Here is a 16490-nt window from a genome sequence, read left to right as displayed (position 1 = left end):
GATATAGTGGAACAATTTGAAGCTTCTGATAGTGCAGTAGATCTTGAGGATATTAATTTCGCTTGGGATCAACTTATTACTGACGAAGACGAATTGGTGGAGGCTGGCTATCCTCAAGGTCTGCTCGAAGAGTGGATAGAGGATGGTGTTATCAAGCCTTTCTCTCCCAAAGGCAATAAAAGGCACTTTTATTCAAAAGATGTCTTCGTTGCAACTGTTCATCATGTCTTACGAACATAGCATGGTGGGAAGCAATGGATCGACCAATGGTTGATCCGCTTCCTTTTATATAGATCATACATAACAAAAAAACTGCCAGTTTTTACACTGACAGCTTATACTTCTTATTTAGAACGATAATTGGATATATCTATGAAATCATTCATCAAGCTTTCTTTTTGTTCTTCTCTTTCTTTCTCTATATATTTATCAAATAACTTATAATCGATATTAGCAATCTCTTTTAAAAATTCTGGTTCTACCTGTAAATTATCCAACAACTTTTGTGGTGTAATAACTTTCTTTTTAAATAGTAAATCTAACAAACTATTCATTTTCACTGGATGCATAAGTTTAATTTCATCATCTAAAGGTTCCATCACTTTATAATTCTTCTTATAAATTGAACTCCAAAAATAACGATATTGCGAACTCGTAATCAAATCTAAATAATAGGCACGCATTCCCATCGCTTGAATAGAGACATACCATTTTTCTTTTAATACTTTAAAGTAATCTGGATTAGATTTTTTGGGTATCTTTCCAAAATCTTCTTTAAAATCTTGTTCTGGCAATAAAAATTCTGAAGCAAAAATATTAGCTTCATTTTCAATCTCTTTATGTTCTTCGTGCGTTAATAAGTCAAATTGAATATGCTTATGCAAGAGTAAATGTCCCAATTCATGAGCAATATCAAAATTTCTTCTTACTGCAACACCTTTATTACTACCCAAAATAATATAAGGGACGCCTGCTTCCGACCAAAAACTAAATGCATCTGCATCTTTATCTATACTTTTCTCATATATAATAACCCCTGCTTTTTCTAAAGTAAAAAGCAATTCCTGATTATATTTATCTTTTAAAAGTAATTCTCGAGCCTTTTGAGCAACACGTTTAATTATCACTCTGTTAGTAACATCTTGTTTAGTAATTTTCTCTACCTCATCTACCACATCTACAATATACATATAAGGCGACTTAATGAATGAAAATAGATAATCTGTAAGGTTTGTAAGATAAATCGCTTGATAAAATTGTTTGTTTAAATGTTTAGTTGATACATACTGATTACTTGCTCTAAATGCAATTGCATGTTTATCTACACTTTCTTTATGAAATTCTTCTTTTGGTTCGGTTAAAAAATATGAGGTTTTAACATTAAATTCTCTAGATAGATCATAAATTTTATTGATTTCAGGCATCATATTTTTAACTTCGTATTGCCAAACTGCCTGTTCACTAATTTGAATACTTTCAGCTAAATTTTTTCTGCTAAGCCCCTTTAGCAATCTAATATTTTCTAAGTTTTTACCTATAAACATTTTTTCACCTTTTCTTAATCAGAAGACTCTTCATCCTCGCCTTCATCATCAACTTCAAATCCGAATATATGTTGAGCATCTACTAACTCTTCTTCTTTATCATTAATTTGTTGAAGAACTTGTAACTCCTCATCTGAAATCAAGTAGTCTTCTTCCTCTTTAACTACCTTTTCTAATATAGGCGTTAAATCTTCCAATAAAACCGCTTTATTATTATGCGGGTTCGGTACCCATATTTTAATAGCAATGAGTTGTTTGGATTCAGCATCAATATCATAAGTAATTATATCAAAAGAAGGGCTAGTATTAATATCTCTGTTTTTCTCAAAATTAAATAATTCCAGCTGATGATCTCTACCTATTTCATCTTGTAATCTTTCAAAATCTACATTTTTATTCTGATCAATTAGCTCTCTTAAATATTTCTTTTCGCTATTTCCTGAATCATTTAAAGCTGTTTTTCCAAAAGTTACATTATCTTTATTAAAATATTGTTCATTTTTTATTATGAAGTACCAACCTTCTTTATTATTTATCCTCCCAGAATAAAATTTTAAATACTCCCATGTAGGACCAGCTTTTTGCTTGGTATGACCCTCAATAAGATTTTTGGTTTTTTTGCCACTTGGTCCTCAATATGATTACCTTTTATATATGCGTATCCACCACTAATAACCAGTGTCTGAAATGCTTCTTTCCTAACCTCAATATAATTCTTATAACCAGATACTACACCTTTTACAATTTCTTCTTTTAATTCTGTACTAAAACCCATCAAATGCCCCCTAATGTGAATTTACTTTATTTTAACTAAGTTTTTCTGTAAAATCAAAGAATTTTATAAAGTGTAAGGGTCTTTTTTGGTACATCTTTAAATAACTAACCAAGGGTTTATCCGCTTCCTTTTATATAGATCATACATAACAAAAAAACTGCCAGTTTTTACACTGACAGCTTATACTTCCTTATTGGAACTCAACAAATTTTTCATTTGGCATTCTAAATGAATCACGTGGTGCTTTAGCTTGTTTACCGATTGCGATAATCATTACAGGTACATAACGTTCTAATGGATAGCCTAGGACTTCACCAATTTGATTCGCTTCAAATCCACCAATCGGATTCGTATCATAACCATGTTGTTTCGCAATTAACATCAATTGCATAGCCATTAAACTACTATCGATTTTGACAATGTCACTCATTTGTTCTCGCGTTAAACTTTTATAACCGTTCTTTGCGAGTGGCAGGATTTGGTCTCTGACTTCTTGTGGCATCATACCTTTTTCAACTGCACTATCATAGATATATTCTGCATTCTCATAGCATTGCAAGTCGCCAAAGATAACGAGCATCGCAGAGGATGTGTCGTTCTGGTTCGTATTGAATTGAACGAGTGGTCTTAATTTCGCTTTAGCTTCATCACTTTCAACCACAGCAACTCTCCATGGCTGCATATTCACTGAAGAAGGTGCTGTCGCAGCTTTTTCCAATATCTCATTCATTTCTTCTTTTGAAATTTTAAACTCCGGATCGAACCCTTTTACAGACTTTCTACTATTTAGAATATCAGTAAAGTTTTCCATACTTTCACCTCATATATATTTTCTATACAATAGACTACAGGTTAAACTATGGTTTAAGGGAAGTGATTTGTTTGAAAAAGTACTCCATTCAAGAAGTTTCTGAGATGAAACATATCTCTAAGAGTAAATTGCGTTATTATGAAAAGCATGGTTTATTGATGAATATTGAAAGAAATGCAAATAATCAACGTGTATATTCTGAAACAGACATAGAAATTATCAGCTTAATTCAATGCTTAAGTTTACTCAATATGCCACTCAAGAAAATTAAGTATTACGTTGAACAACTTAACGAGAATAAAGCACAGATTTCAGATGTTTTAGAAGCACACCTTAAAGTACTTAAAGCAGAAAAAGATATAATCGAAATGCGTATTGATGTCATTGAAGAAAGATTACATCGCACTAAAAAAACAATTTAGTTATTCAAGTATGGAATCTTTCTTCAAGCATACTTATATAAAAACACCCCCTTACTCTATCGTGTGTAAGGGGGTATTCGTCTACTGACTCTATTTTTTTCTTTTATGTAGCTGTCTTGTCCATAAAAGATAACTTATGAATGGCTACCTTGCATCAATTGTATTTCGTTCTCTGCTTCTCTTCTTACTCTTGTTTTATCTGCTTCAACCCAACCTGGAATTAAGAACGCATCCACAATCACCCAAATCAACGTTGGAATACCAAATGTAAACCAAGCTGTTAATAATGTTAATGCAATCATCCCAATAGCTGATCCCGTTTTACCGAAATAGAAACGGTGTCCTCCTAAGCTTCCAAAGAAAAACCATAATACATAAGCAATCGCAGGTTGTTTTGCTTTGCTTGCGATTTGTGATTCAATAAAACTTTTTTCTTGTAAATTCATCAATGTTCCACCTTTCTGTATACTTCAATCAATCCTAATAAAAACTTAATAAATCTTACTATACACATCTAGGTGGTCAATTATTGTCCAGTAATGCAATCTTTTTTGTTTTTCCAAAATAATAACTTTTAAATCTTCATTTTATTTAACTTTCTTGCTTACCGTTTACTTACCTTTGTTTTTGTTTACTCATAGCAACTTTTGATTTGATTAATACGCTCAATAAAACTATCAATGTACTTTTGAGGTTCTAAAATACGTGCTAAAGGTGCCATTTGATAAGCAATATAGTATGCATCTAATTCCGTACAAGCGACTTTCACTATGATTTTTCCGTCCTGCGTACGGTCTAGTACCTCAACAATCTTATATTGTTGGCGGAACAATGCCATTTTCGATTCATCAATTTCAACCGTGACGAGTTCTTTGCTTTTGACTTCATCAAACTTATGATTGGAAAACATAAAATTTTCAATCAGGCGGACGCGCTCGTTATAAACTGTTTTTTCATATTCATAAGTAAACCAATAGTCATAATGCATGTACATCGTTGATAATGGTTTCACTTCAATATTACGTCCTTTGAATTTCATCCATACTAAGTATTTTTGACTAATCGCTTTTTCGATTAACATTAGAGTTTCACCTGGAAATGTTTCATCCCGGTTATTGAAATGATCCAACATTTCACTTAAAACTTTTCTATCTTCAATACGCATGCCCTGTATTTCTCTTCTGAATAAGTTATACACATCTACATGCAAGATAGGTGTTAAGCTTTTAATTTTTACCATAAGCCCTAACAGTGCTAAACCGCTTAAACTGTTAGAATGCGTGATTAATTCATAGCCGCCCTTTTTATGTACTACCTCAGTATTTCTATTATTCCAATATTCACTTTCATAGAAAAAATCATTAATCGTTCTAATATCCCTTTGAATCGACTTCGTACTTACATTCCCAAAATCAGAGAGATCTGATTTTCTAACTGTTTCCCCATTCAACAAACGTGTGAAGATATTCAAGACTCTTGTTGATTTATCCATGTTTACCATCTCCTACAGTTCAATATACAGTTATAAGTGGACAATCTTTGTCCATTACACAATCTTCTATGTTATTTATCAAATAACTCACTTTATTATTATGAATAATTACCTGTCTTACCCCATTGATAAACCATTATGAGCAAAACTGTTTATTTTTCTCTCAAAATATTGTTAAATGTAATTATAATAGTTACATTAAGAAGGTGAACACTGTGAACTTAGAATTTAATATTGCGGTACATGTGCTGGCTTTCTTAACGAAACATGCAGATGAACGTTTCTCAAGTAAAGCTTTGTCTGAGTTAGTTTGTATTAATCCCGTACAATTACGGCGTGTGACAGGAAAGTTAGTGGAACAAGGCTATATTGATACAGTTCGCGGTAAATATGGTGGCTATCAAGCTAATGTTAAAACAGCCAAAGCTGATTTAGCAGATTTGTTTCAATTATTTACTGCTGAACGGACACAAGGTCGTCTTTTTACAGGAAATTCTGCCAGTCATTGTGAGATTTCTCGAAAAATCGGGAATACTATGGCTAAACATCATGCGAAGGAACACGAACTGCTGATGCAGTATTATCGTGGTTTCACAATTGAAGAAGTTTTACGTGAAACATTAACAGCAATTTAAGAATTTGGAGGAAGATTTCATGACACATTATGATTTAGTGATTATTGGATTTGGTAAAGCAGGTAAAACGTTAGCTAAGTTTGCGGCGAGTGAAGGTAAAGCCGTCGCAATGATAGAGAAAGATCAGAAAATGTATGGCGGTACATGTATCAACGTCGGATGTATTCCGTCAAAAACATTAATACATGATAGTTTAGAAGGCAGTTCTTTTGCGAGTGCGTTTGATCGTAAACGTGAAGTTGTAGACGCATTAAATAACAAAAACTATCACATGTTGGCAGATACACCAGGGATTGATGTGATTAATGCTACAGCGCAATTTAAATCTAATAAAGAAATCGTATTATTAGATGAAGCAGGCCAAGAATTAGATGTCTTAACTGCTGAAGATATTTTAATCAATACAGGTTCTACACCGGTTATCCCAAACATAGAAGGTATTGGAGACTCAAAACACCTTTATGATTCTGCAGGAATTATGGACTTACCATTTAAACCTGAACATTTAGTGATTGTCGGTGCAGGTTATATCGCGTTAGAATTTGCGTCACTCTTCGCACGTTTCGGCGTTAAAGTGACAATGTTTGTACATCACGATACATTGTTGCCAAAAGAAGACCGTGAAATTGTTGAACTTATTGAAGAAGATTTGATTCAAGACGGTGTAAACATTGTCTATAATGTAGAAACACAACGCTTTGAAGATCAAGAACGCAGTACAATTGTGCATACATCACAAGGCGAATTTGAAGCAGATGCTGTTTTACTTGCGACAGGTCGTCATCCAAATACTTCAGACCTTGGTTTAAACCATACAGATATCGAAGTCGGCAAATGCGGTGAAATAGAAGTTAACGAACACCTACAAACAGCTGTACCAAACATTTATGCAGCAGGTGACGTTACTGGCGGCTTACAATTCACATATATCTCACTCGATGACTTCAGAATTATTAAAGACAATATCTTTGGTGAAGGTAAACGTACGACAGAAAATCGCGGCGTGGTACCATATTCTATGTTCATTAACCCACCTTTCTCTCGTGTCGGTATGACTAAAGATGAAGCACAAGCTGCAGGTTATGAAGTACACGAAACAAATCTTGCGGTTAAAAATATCCCACGTCATAAAGTAAATAATGATGCACGTGGTATGTTGAAAGCAGTCATAGATGCACAATCAGGTTTAGTACTTGGTGCAACACTGTATTGTCGTAACTCTGAGGAAATTATCAACCTTGTTAAACTAGCGATTGATCAAAACATCCCAGCAGAAGTATTAGCCAACAATATTTATACACACCCTACAATGGCTGAAGCCTTTAATAATATCTTTCAAGTTTAAGTTATAACGAAAGAAAGTGATGCATACTTTGTGTACGCATCACTTTTTTATGTTTATATAAGGTTGTTTTGTTTATCTATTTGATTGTTTCAGCTTATTGTCTTGTTTTGGAAATATACGTAGATGGTTTATCTTTGTCGTAAATTGTCAAACCTGTAATATCTTTCGTATATTTAGCAGGTACGAATAGACTCACAATGTATCCGAATAAGAATGCGATGAAGAATGAAATAATTGATACATAGAATGGTGAGTTCGCGCCACCGATACCTTTTAATAGGTAAGCGACAATAACACCTGTGAATAATCCGACTAAGACACCGAATGTATTCGCACGTTTTGTGAAGATACCAACCGCAAAGATACCTGCTAAAGGTACACCGAATAATCCAGTAACTAATAAGAATAAATCCCATAAGTTGTTAGAATCCGCAGCGATTAAGTAAATCGCAATACCATAGCTTAATAAACCTGCGATAATGATTGTCCAACGTGCAAAGCGAACGTTGCCTTTATCTGTACCTTTACTGAAGAAACGATCTTTAATATCTTCAGAAATACACGCAGAAATCGAGTTCAAACTTGAAGAAATCGTAGATTGCGCTGCCGCAAAGATAGCTGCGATTAATAATCCACCTACAAATGGCGGCATTTGAGTCAAGATAAAGAATGGTACCACTGAAGACGTGTTGAAATCTTGTGGTAACGCTGCTTCGTGTTCATAGAATGAATACATCATTGTACCCATTCCATAGAAGATCGGCGCTGAGATTAACGCTAATAAACCGTTAATCCATAATGATTTTTTCGTTTCATCAATAGAGTCTGATGCTTGATAACGTTGTACTACATCTTGACTGGCTGTATATTGATGTAAGTTGTTAAAGATGTTTCCTAGGAAGATGATCGGCAAGGCTGCCGCTGTTGTATTCAACTTCCAGTTATCTACACTCAATAACTTTTTCTCAGCTAATGCATCATGAAGAATTGTGCCGAAACCGCCTTTGATTTCCATCGCACCAATTACGATAATCATGAGGGCACCGCCTAAAAGGATAACACCTTGGATAAAGTCACTCCATACCACCCCTTCGAAACCGCCGAGGAAAGTATAAAGAATACATAAAATCCCTACTAAACTTGCGACTAAATAAGGATTAATGTCAGTAACGGCTGTAATCGCAAGTGTCGGTAAGTAAATAACGATTGCGATACGACCTAAGTGGAACACTACGAAGAGTAATGAACCGAGAACACGGACACTTGGACCGAAACGTGCTTCAAGATATTCGTAAGCTGACGTTACGCGAAGCTTCTTGAAGAACGGTACGTAGAATGCGATTAAAGCCGGGATAATTGCGACAATCGCGATATTCCCTGCGATATACGACCAGTCAGTTAAAAATGCTTTTTCTGGTGTAGACATAAATGTAATCGCACTTAACGTTGTTGCATAGATTGAGAAACCGATGGCCCACGAAGGAAGGCGTCCACTGGCTGTAAAGAAACTATCTGTGCTTTGACCTGCGCGCTTAGTAAAGTACGCTCCAATTATTAACATGACTACTAGATAGGTAATGACCGCTACCCAGTTCCATGTGCCAAAACCCACTTGTTGCATAAACAACACCCCTTAACGTTTTATGTCGGTATTACAAGTTGTATTTATCAATAAGATTATTTAACGCTTCTCTGTTTGATTCATTGAAAGGCGCAAATGGACGTTTCGGCACACCGCCGTCGATACCACGTGATTTTAAAATCTCTTTAAGTGTTGGGTATAAGCCCATGCTTAAAACACCTTCAATAATGTCATTTGTATCATGTTGAATTTGGTAAGCTTCATCAATTTTGCCTTCTTTAGCTAAATCGAAGATTTGACGTGCACGCACACCGTTCACATTATAAGTAGAACCGATGGCACCATCCACGCCTGAAATCGCAGCTTGAACTAACATTTCATCAAACCCTGATAAGATCAGTTTGTCTGGATATGCTTTTCTGATACGTTCTAATAAGAAGAAGTTTGGCGCAGTGTATTTCACACCAACAATTTTCTCGTGATTGAACAACTCACCGAATTGTTCGATACTGATGTTGACACCTGTTAAATCAGGAATCGCATAAATAATCATATTATTTTGAGTTGCTTCGATTAAATCGAAATAATATTGTTTAATCTCTTCGAATGAGAAAGGATAATAGAAAGGTGTTACTGCTGAAATGGCATCATAACCAAGTTCAGTCGCGTATTTACCTAATTCAATCGCTTCATTTAAATCTAATGAGCCTACTTGTGCGATTAATTTCACATCATCGCCGACTGCTTCTTTCGCAAGTCTGAAGATTTGTTTTTTCTGTTCTGTGTTGATTAAGAAGTTTTCACCAGAGCTGCCATTGACATATAAACCGTCTAATTTTTCATGTTCAATCGCGTTTCTCGCTATTTGTTTGAGGCCTTCTTCTTTCACTTGTCCTTGTTCATCAAATGGAACAAGTAACGCAGCATATAAGCCTTTTAATTTTTCTTCCATATCTAAATCCTCCAAGTTAAGTATTAATAGCACAATGGCTATCCTAAACATCCAACAATGTCCCTTGTTTATACTATATTTACACTTTCAATTGTAAACGCTATCATAACCCTACACAACTGGTTTTGAAAGATTGTAACAAAATATGGACAAAATAATGAAAATAATTTTCAAAATTGGATTTACACTTCCTAGTTGAAGTATGCTCTATATATAATGAAGTGGAAGCAGAGGAGGAATCATCTTATGAACCAGATCGCAATAGATATCGGAGGCACAAACATCAAGGCAGCCCTCATCAATGAAAATCAAGAAATTAAAGATTATAAGAAAATCTCAACACCCGATAATGTGCAAACACTGATTATCGATGAAGTGTATCAATTAGCACATGAACTTATTACCAAACATAAGCTAGAAAAACCCCATATCGGCATTTCCAGTGCAGGTGTTGTCGATTCAGAATTAGGAGAAATTGTTTATACTGGTCCAACTATTAAAAACTTTGATGGTACGAATTTTCGTCGTTCTTTAAAAGACTTATATTCATCAATGACCGTACACAATGATGTGGATGCAGCCCTACTTGGAGAATTATCACTCAATGATTATGAAGAGGATAATATTTTTTGTTTAACTTTAGGCACAGGCATCGGCGGTGCATTTTATAATCAACAATTAGGTGTTTATGGTGGTGCACGTTATCGTGCGAATGAAATCGGCTATTTATTATATCGAGACACTGATCAAAAAACGTTTGAACAACGTGCTTCAACGTCAGCCCTCAAAGCTTTGATGCAAGAACGCGATTTTCAATATGGTACTGATGTGCCGAAGTTATTTGAACTCGCACAAACAAATGATAAACAGGCACAAGCTATCTTAGAAGAATGGGCAACTTATGTCGCAGAGGGTATTGCGCAAATTCAAATCATTTATGATCCAGGCTTGATTTTAATCGGCGGTGGCATCTCATCACAAGGTGAAAATCTTATCCAATACATTGAACCTAAAATCAATCAATTCTTGCCGCCAAACTATGGACACGCACCTATCCAAACAACAAAAACTGAAAATCACGCTGCGTTATTTGGCGCAATTACCGAAGGTTAAAGAAAAACCGCGCACTATCTCAGAAGGTCTTAAACCCTTGATAGTACGCGGTTTATTTAGTGTTCCGTATGTCTTACAGCAGACAACCGTTAGCCTTACTTGTCTTCACCTTTCTCTAATACTGTGCGACGTGTACGTTGATAAAGTTGATTCATATAATCATTGTTCAATAATAAGTAACAGATAATGTCCATCAAAAATGTAGTCGCAGTTTGTGTATTAATAAAGCGTGCATCATTGACGTTCGACTTCGCAGAAGTAATCAAAACTAAGTCTGCATGTTTCGTAATCAGACTGCCTTTATAATTTGTGACCACAGCCACAAAGGCACCTTGTTCATGTGCAATCTTAGCCGCATCTGCCAATTCTTGAGTTTCACCGCTATTAGAAATACCGACAAACATATCTTGTGAAGATAACAATGAAGCTGAAATTTTCATTTGATGCGCATCCGTTGAGACATTACCTCGAATACCCATACGCATCGTACGGTAATAAAACTCACTCGCAGTTAAGCCAGAACTTCCTAGTCCTGCATAACTGACTTGTCTGCTGGTCTTTAAGTAATGCGCAAACCGTTTAATCTTCTCTTCTGAGATAAACTCTCCCGTTTGTTGAATAATATTTTGATGATAACGGTGTATCAATTGAACTAAAGGTGCATTCTCCACAACTTTCTCTGATTTTTCATGTTGTAAATTGAATTTCATATCTTGGAAATTATGATATTCCAACTTATTACTAAATCTAGTAATAGTAGCCGGAGAGGTGCCTATCGCATGTGCTAAAGAATTAATCGTTGAGAAACGATCATCTAATTCATTGGTACGGATAAACTCAATAATCTTCTTATCCATTTTAGTCAGTAAATGGCGGCTACGTTGAACACGATTTTCAAACTTCATGCCTCTTCACTCCCCTTAAGGTATTACATTTACTCTATTATATATGAAAATATTTTTCAAATGATAGTAAAGAATTGAATATAAATTTCATTGTGTTATGATATGAGTAACTTAACCGACAACCTTTGAACTACTATATTTACAAATTAACAATATTTTGGAGTGTGTGCTTATGTTACCACAAGGTTTAATCGTTTCTTGTCAGGCTTTGCCTGATGAACCGTTACATTCATCATTTATTATGTCGAAAATGGCACTAGCTGCGTACCAAGCCGGTGCAGTCGGTATTCGCGCAAACAGTAAAGAAGATATCATCGCAATTAAAGAAGAAGTACCGTTACCTGTTATCGGTATCGTTAAAAGAGATTATCCAGGTTCAAAAGTATATATTACTGCGACTTCAAAAGAAGTCGATGAACTGATTGAAAGTAAATGTGAGGTCATCGCGCTAGATGCGACAAAACAAGAACGTCCGAAAGAAACGTTAGAAGAACTTGTTGCTTATATTCGTGAAAAAGCACCAAACGTTGAAATCATGGCTGATATTTCCACAATTGAAGAAGCAAAACATGCAGATGAGCTTGGCTTTGATTACGTAGGTACAACATTACGCGGATATACAGACTATACTCAAGGTCATATCCTATATGAAAACAACTTCGCATTCTTAAGAGAAGTCTTAGATCAAGTAAATGCGAAAGTCATCGCTGAAGGTAATGTGATTACACCAGAAATGTATAAAGAAGTCAGTGATTTAGGTGTACACTGTACGGTTGTCGGCGGTGCGATTACACGTCCGAAACAAATTACAGAACGTTTTATTAACGCCGTAAAAGAATAGTCATACTACTTGGAGGATTAGAAATGCAACTCTACAACTTAAGAAATAAACAACTTGCCAGTCAATATGTCGCAATCGAATTCTTGAAACAAATTAAAGCACGCCCTGACGCTGTCTTAGGACTAGCTACAGGCTCGACGATGACAGATTTATATACTCAGCTCTCAGATTTATTAAATGCGAATCACGTCGATGTCAGTGGTGTCAGAACGTTCAACTTAGATGAATACGTTGGTGCAGGTCCAAAAGATCTGCATAGCTATTATGCGTACATGCATCAACGTTTCTTTAACCAAAATGAACAATGGAATGAAGATAATATCTATATTCCGAGCGGTGTAGCTGAAGACTTAGATCAAGAAGCAAAACATTACGAAGATGCGCTTAAAGCTGTCGGTCAACCTGACATCCAAATTTTAGGTATCGGTGAAAATGGTCATATCGGTTTCAACGAACCCGGTACGCCTTTCGATAGCCAAACAAGAGTCGTAGACCTTACACCTTCTACGATGCATGCGAACAGTGTCCATTTCAAACACTCAGAAGATGTACCGAAACAAGCACTGTCTATGGGTCTTTCTTCTATCATGCGCGCAAAACGTATTATCTTACTCGCATTCGGAGATAAGAAAATCGATGCGATACAACGACTCGTTAACGGTGAAACTACAGAAGATTTACCTGCGTCTATCCTTCACAACCACGATAATGTAGAAATCATTGTAGATGACGTCATTTATCAAGCGATTAAATAATGACTTACTATATTAAAATGCCTTTGAAGACAAAATGAATGTCCTCAAAGGCATTTTATAGTTAGAACCACTTTTTCTTCTTAAAGATTAACAACAATACCACTACGATAATGATAGAAAATGCGATGAAAATAAAGTAGTTGTACTGACCATGCAGCTCTGGCATGTTTGTGAAATTCATGCCATACCAACCCGCTAAGAAAGATAACGGGAAGAAGATGGATGAAATAATTGTCAGCACATTAATCACTGAATTAATACGACTTGAATGATAAGACTGATTATTGTCTTTAATATCATCCGTCAATGCTTCACAAGATTCTAATGTTGCATTTTGATGTTTCAAATGGTTATAAATTTGATGATACAAACGTGCTTTATCTTGACCGCTGTCATAAATATCTAATGTCTGAATCGCATTGACCATTTGTTCCATCGGCAGTAATATCCGCTTCAACTTAATAATCTCAGACCGTATCTCATACACTTGCTTCATAAATGCACGTCGTTGTTTACGATTCTCTTCTTCGTATTGAAAAGAAAACACCTGATCTTCAATCGCATTGACATAAGAGAAATAAGACTCTACAATCCCGTTCAATAACTTCAATGCGATTAATCCAGCATCTCGTTTTACTTTATTTGTCTTAACAGCATCAAACAACTGTGTCACCGTTTGAAGTTCAGCATCATGAACCGTAATCACATGATTACCATCTATCGTAATCCCTAATGGTTCCGCTTCAAAGTCCTTTCCATCTATCGCATGCATCAATAAATGTTCAACATCATTTTGAGCATCATGGTAGAGGTTCGGCCGTCTTAATGTATATATAGAAGCTGTAATCTCTTGAATATTCAATTCAAATGTTGTTGCGAGAAAATGCGTTTCTTCTTTCGTCGGCTGGATACAATCATACCAAGTAAACACACTTTCTTTTGGCACTTCTTCAACTTTATCTGTCGCAATAACTTCATGATCTGGTGTCACATATATACAACGTATCGCCATAGTGTACGCTCCTTTCTCTTTCTTATTTTGTATTTTAATTACCCTAATGAAAGAAAAGTTTCATATACCTACAAAAACACTATCTTCCCTGATGATTCAAAAGAAGATAGTGTCTGCCTACATTCATTTTATACATTTCTGCGTTTTTGATTTGCTATAAATAACACCAATGGTAAGACAACATAACCAATTACCATCGCAGTAATCGCGAAGTAATTCGGCTCAATATGATGTGGTGTCACAATAGAGAATTGACTTTTCCAATCAAACTTAACAAGTAACACTACGGTTAAAATTAGTGCGATAATTGGTAAAATCACATCTGTAAATTTATTTTTATAGACATTCGGTAATACTTCCCCTCGTGAACGATTATAATAAAACATCATCACACCGATAGGGACTACAATGAATTGAATAAAGCGTGAAATTGAACTTAATACAATGATACTCACCATATTATATTGAAAGGCCATCGGAATAATTAATGCGACTAAGAACGTCGTAATGAACGCATTGAACGGAAAATCATATTTCGTTCTTTGTTTAAACCATGCGGGTACTTGGTTTTCATTCGCAATTGCTTCTAAAATTCTCGGTGTTGAGAATGATCCTGCGATACTAATACCTACCATAGAGATTAAAGCACCATACAAAATAATATTCGAAATAATAGGTGATTCAAACACAGTAACTAAAGATACGACATGTTTGCTGGTTAATACTGCGGTCGGATTAATCATCATAATAACCGCAATAATACTAATATAAATCACCGCGATAATTAAAATGGCCAATGGAATCGCACGTGGCAAATTCTTTTCTGGTGCTTTCATATCCTCCGCACCACTTGCGACACTCTCAAAGCCCACAAAGGCATAAAATGCTGCAATAACTGCCATCACAAAAGTTGATGTATTTAATTGAGAAACATCGACTAATTGATTAATGTCATTAAAGTGAGAATGACCAGTCATCATAACGACGATAAAACCAACAATAATCGTTGTGATTAAGGCAGCGAGCTTACCAATTGTAGCTAAGTTATTGAAAAAGGCAAATACTTTATTACCTGTCACATTCACCAGTAATAACACCACCATTAAAATCAATAACCCGATAGTCACTGATACAAAATCTTGGGTGTTACCACCGAAAATTGCGAGTGTGGTTTTCACTACTGCGGTCGCAATGACCCCCCAAGCAATACTTGCCGCAACAAAGCGTGTAATTCCTACATAGAAACCTACATTTTCACCAAATGCTGCTGTGGCATAAGCATAAGATGCCCCGCTTTTATTCACATATTTCGCTGCGGTTGCGAAAGTAATCGCTAATACTGCCGCAAAGATTGCAGCGGCGGCATAAACTACTAAAGTATACTTACCTGCTTTTTGAATAACCGCTCCAGGTGATAAGAAAATACCTGAACCGATAATAGAGTTAATCGCTAAAAGGACAATAGACCAAAATCCTAGTTTTTTCATGCTGTCATCTTCTTTCAATTTGATCCACAAAATCTTTAAATAGAGCATCCATACTGTTTTCATGCCACAACATTTCAGGGTGCCACTGAATACCGACCATATATGGATATGATTCTGATTCAAAGGCTTCAATCACCCCATCATTAGATTGTGCCATGACTCTGAAGCCTTCTGCGAGTTGATTAACGACTTGGTGATGGAAAGAGTTCACATAGAATCGACCTTCAGGAAATAACGCACTTAGACGTGTGTTCGGAAAGACTCTGATTTCATGTGTCTTCTCAGTCGGGTTTGTTGGTTGCCAATGTCTGAGTGATTGTATTTGACGATATGACGTATCTTGGAATAAAGAACCACCGTGGAAAACATTTAAGACTTGTGCACCACGACAAATCCCTAGAATTGGTATAAAGCGTTCTTTCGCTTTCTCTATCAATTTAAAATCAAACACATCTCTCGCAAGTAATGTTTCACCTAATTTGACTTGCGGGTCTTCATTGTATAGTTGTGGACTGACATCTTGTCCTCCACTTAAAAGTAAAGCATCTACTTGTCTGATTTGTGCTTCTATAATGTCATCGTTATCTGTTATAGGAATAACCATCGGCACAGCGCCTTGTTTCACAATCGAGCGGATATAATCCTGATTGACATAACAACGCTTATAGCCTGGAAACATTCCTGCTTGATCCGTTAATATATTTGCGGAAATACCTATCGTTTTCATGATGTCTGCCTCCTGTTGTTGAATAATTTTAATTATAGTGAGACCGTCGGAATTGTCAATGTGAATTCATAATTTTCAGATATCATCCCAAT

General features: G+C 35.6%; 19 protein-coding genes. 7 read left to right on the top strand and 12 right to left on the bottom strand.

The window, feature by feature from the left end; all coding sequences use genetic code 11:
• The first annotated feature begins 6 nt into the window (after positions 1 to 6).
• Positions 7 to 240 carry a hypothetical protein gene (locus HMPREF2603_RS12750; protein ID WP_060803807.1) on the top strand — a complete coding sequence of 78 codons (234 nt, stop codon included), beginning with the start codon at positions 7 to 9 and terminating at the stop codon, positions 238 to 240.
• A 104-nt stretch (positions 241 to 344) separates the two neighbouring features.
• On the opposite strand, the gene HMPREF2603_RS12745 is transcribed toward HMPREF2603_RS12750, so the two are convergent.
• From HMPREF2603_RS12745 to HMPREF2603_RS12735, 4 genes are all read right to left on the bottom strand, one after another.
• On the bottom strand, positions 345 to 1544 hold the full coding sequence (locus HMPREF2603_RS12745) for a spr1629 family repressor/antitoxin (RefSeq protein WP_023014819.1): 1200 nt from the start codon (positions 1542 to 1544) through the stop codon (positions 345 to 347).
• Between the two features lie 14 nt (positions 1545 to 1558).
• On the bottom strand, positions 1559 to 1741 hold the full coding sequence (locus tag HMPREF2603_RS13495) for a hypothetical protein (protein ID WP_060803806.1): 183 nt from the start codon (positions 1739 to 1741) through the stop codon (positions 1559 to 1561).
• Positions 1742 to 2097: 356 nt separating this feature from the next.
• Positions 2098 to 2319, bottom strand: coding sequence for a hypothetical protein (locus HMPREF2603_RS13160; protein ID WP_060803805.1), 222 nt, complete (start codon positions 2317 to 2319; stop codon positions 2098 to 2100).
• Positions 2320 to 2509: 190 nt separating this feature from the next.
• Positions 2510 to 3130: a nitroreductase family protein gene (locus HMPREF2603_RS12735; RefSeq protein ID WP_023014821.1), complete on the bottom strand. Its 621-nt coding sequence runs from the start codon at positions 3128 to 3130 to the stop codon at positions 2510 to 2512.
• A 71-nt stretch (positions 3131 to 3201) separates the two neighbouring features.
• Here HMPREF2603_RS12735 and HMPREF2603_RS12730 point away from each other — a divergent pair, with 71 nt between their 5' ends.
• Positions 3202 to 3552: a MerR family transcriptional regulator gene (locus HMPREF2603_RS12730; protein WP_060803804.1), complete on the top strand. Its 351-nt coding sequence runs from the start codon at positions 3202 to 3204 to the stop codon at positions 3550 to 3552.
• 134 nt (positions 3553 to 3686) lie between these two features.
• Here HMPREF2603_RS12730 and HMPREF2603_RS12725 read toward each other — a convergent pair whose 3' ends face one another.
• Both HMPREF2603_RS12725 and HMPREF2603_RS12720 read right to left on the bottom strand, forming a co-directional pair.
• Positions 3687 to 3998, bottom strand: a complete 312-nt coding sequence (locus HMPREF2603_RS12725) for a TM2 domain-containing protein (RefSeq protein ID WP_002480213.1) — start codon at positions 3996 to 3998, stop codon at positions 3687 to 3689.
• A 185-nt stretch (positions 3999 to 4183) separates the two neighbouring features.
• Positions 4184 to 5044, bottom strand: a complete 861-nt coding sequence (locus tag HMPREF2603_RS12720; RefSeq protein WP_070502124.1) for a WYL domain-containing transcriptional regulator — start codon at positions 5042 to 5044, stop codon at positions 4184 to 4186.
• Positions 5045 to 5259: 215 nt separating this feature from the next.
• On the opposite strand from HMPREF2603_RS12720, the gene hypR reads away from it, so the two are divergent.
• Complete coding sequence (gene hypR / locus HMPREF2603_RS12715; protein WP_002480215.1) at positions 5260 to 5679, top strand: redox-sensitive transcriptional regulator HypR; 420 nt, start codon at positions 5260 to 5262, stop codon at positions 5677 to 5679.
• A 19-nt stretch (positions 5680 to 5698) separates the two neighbouring features.
• Entirely contained in the window at positions 5699 to 7024 is a 1326-nt protein-coding gene (merA, locus tag HMPREF2603_RS12710) for a hypothiocyanous acid reductase MerA (protein ID WP_070468841.1), read from the top strand.
• 94 nt (positions 7025 to 7118) lie between these two features.
• Here the strand turns inward: merA and HMPREF2603_RS12705 are convergent, their stop codons facing one another.
• Positions 7119 to 8645, bottom strand: a complete 1527-nt coding sequence (locus HMPREF2603_RS12705; protein WP_002480217.1) for a sodium:solute symporter family protein — start codon at positions 8643 to 8645, stop codon at positions 7119 to 7121.
• A gap of 31 nt (positions 8646 to 8676) precedes the next feature.
• On the bottom strand, positions 8677 to 9558 hold the full coding sequence (locus tag HMPREF2603_RS12700) for an N-acetylneuraminate lyase (RefSeq protein WP_002480218.1): 882 nt from the start codon (positions 9556 to 9558) through the stop codon (positions 8677 to 8679).
• Positions 9559 to 9804: 246 nt separating this feature from the next.
• Between HMPREF2603_RS12700 and HMPREF2603_RS12695 the strand changes: the two genes are divergently transcribed.
• Entirely contained in the window at positions 9805 to 10671 is an 867-nt protein-coding gene (locus HMPREF2603_RS12695) for an ROK family protein (protein WP_060803801.1), read from the top strand.
• A gap of 95 nt (positions 10672 to 10766) precedes the next feature.
• Here HMPREF2603_RS12695 and HMPREF2603_RS12690 read toward each other — a convergent pair whose 3' ends face one another.
• The gene (locus tag HMPREF2603_RS12690) at positions 10767 to 11576 is read right to left on the bottom strand and encodes a MurR/RpiR family transcriptional regulator (protein WP_023014827.1); all 810 of its coding nucleotides are present in this window, start codon (positions 11574 to 11576) and stop codon (positions 10767 to 10769) included.
• A gap of 172 nt (positions 11577 to 11748) precedes the next feature.
• Here HMPREF2603_RS12690 and HMPREF2603_RS12685 point away from each other — a divergent pair, with 172 nt between their 5' ends.
• Both HMPREF2603_RS12685 and nagB read left to right on the top strand, forming a co-directional pair.
• Positions 11749 to 12417 (top strand): N-acetylmannosamine-6-phosphate 2-epimerase, encoded by a 669-nt coding sequence (locus HMPREF2603_RS12685; RefSeq protein WP_060803800.1) that lies wholly within the window; start codon positions 11749 to 11751, stop codon positions 12415 to 12417.
• Positions 12418 to 12440: 23 nt separating this feature from the next.
• Entirely contained in the window at positions 12441 to 13172 is a 732-nt protein-coding gene (gene nagB / locus HMPREF2603_RS12680) for a glucosamine-6-phosphate deaminase (protein WP_023014828.1), read from the top strand.
• Between the two features lie 61 nt (positions 13173 to 13233).
• On the opposite strand, the gene HMPREF2603_RS12675 is transcribed toward nagB, so the two are convergent.
• The 3 genes from HMPREF2603_RS12675 to HMPREF2603_RS12665 all read right to left on the bottom strand — a co-directional run bounded on the left by HMPREF2603_RS12675 (position 13234) and on the right by HMPREF2603_RS12665 (position 16398).
• The gene (locus tag HMPREF2603_RS12675; protein ID WP_060803799.1) at positions 13234 to 14184 is read right to left on the bottom strand and encodes a CorA family divalent cation transporter; all 951 of its coding nucleotides are present in this window, start codon (positions 14182 to 14184) and stop codon (positions 13234 to 13236) included.
• A gap of 128 nt (positions 14185 to 14312) precedes the next feature.
• Positions 14313 to 15671: an APC family permease gene (locus tag HMPREF2603_RS12670; RefSeq protein ID WP_060803826.1), complete on the bottom strand. Its 1359-nt coding sequence runs from the start codon at positions 15669 to 15671 to the stop codon at positions 14313 to 14315.
• A 4-nt stretch (positions 15672 to 15675) separates the two neighbouring features.
• Positions 15676 to 16398, bottom strand: coding sequence for a gamma-glutamyl-gamma-aminobutyrate hydrolase family protein (locus HMPREF2603_RS12665; RefSeq protein WP_060803798.1), 723 nt, complete (start codon positions 16396 to 16398; stop codon positions 15676 to 15678).
• Positions 16399 to 16490: the final 92 nt, after the last annotated feature.

Source organism: Staphylococcus sp. HMSC055C03, assembly GCF_001809385.1.
In the GTDB taxonomy this organism is placed as follows: Bacteria; Bacillota; Bacilli; order Staphylococcales; family Staphylococcaceae; genus Staphylococcus; species Staphylococcus simulans.
This window is presented reverse-complemented; position numbering and strand designations above follow the sequence as displayed.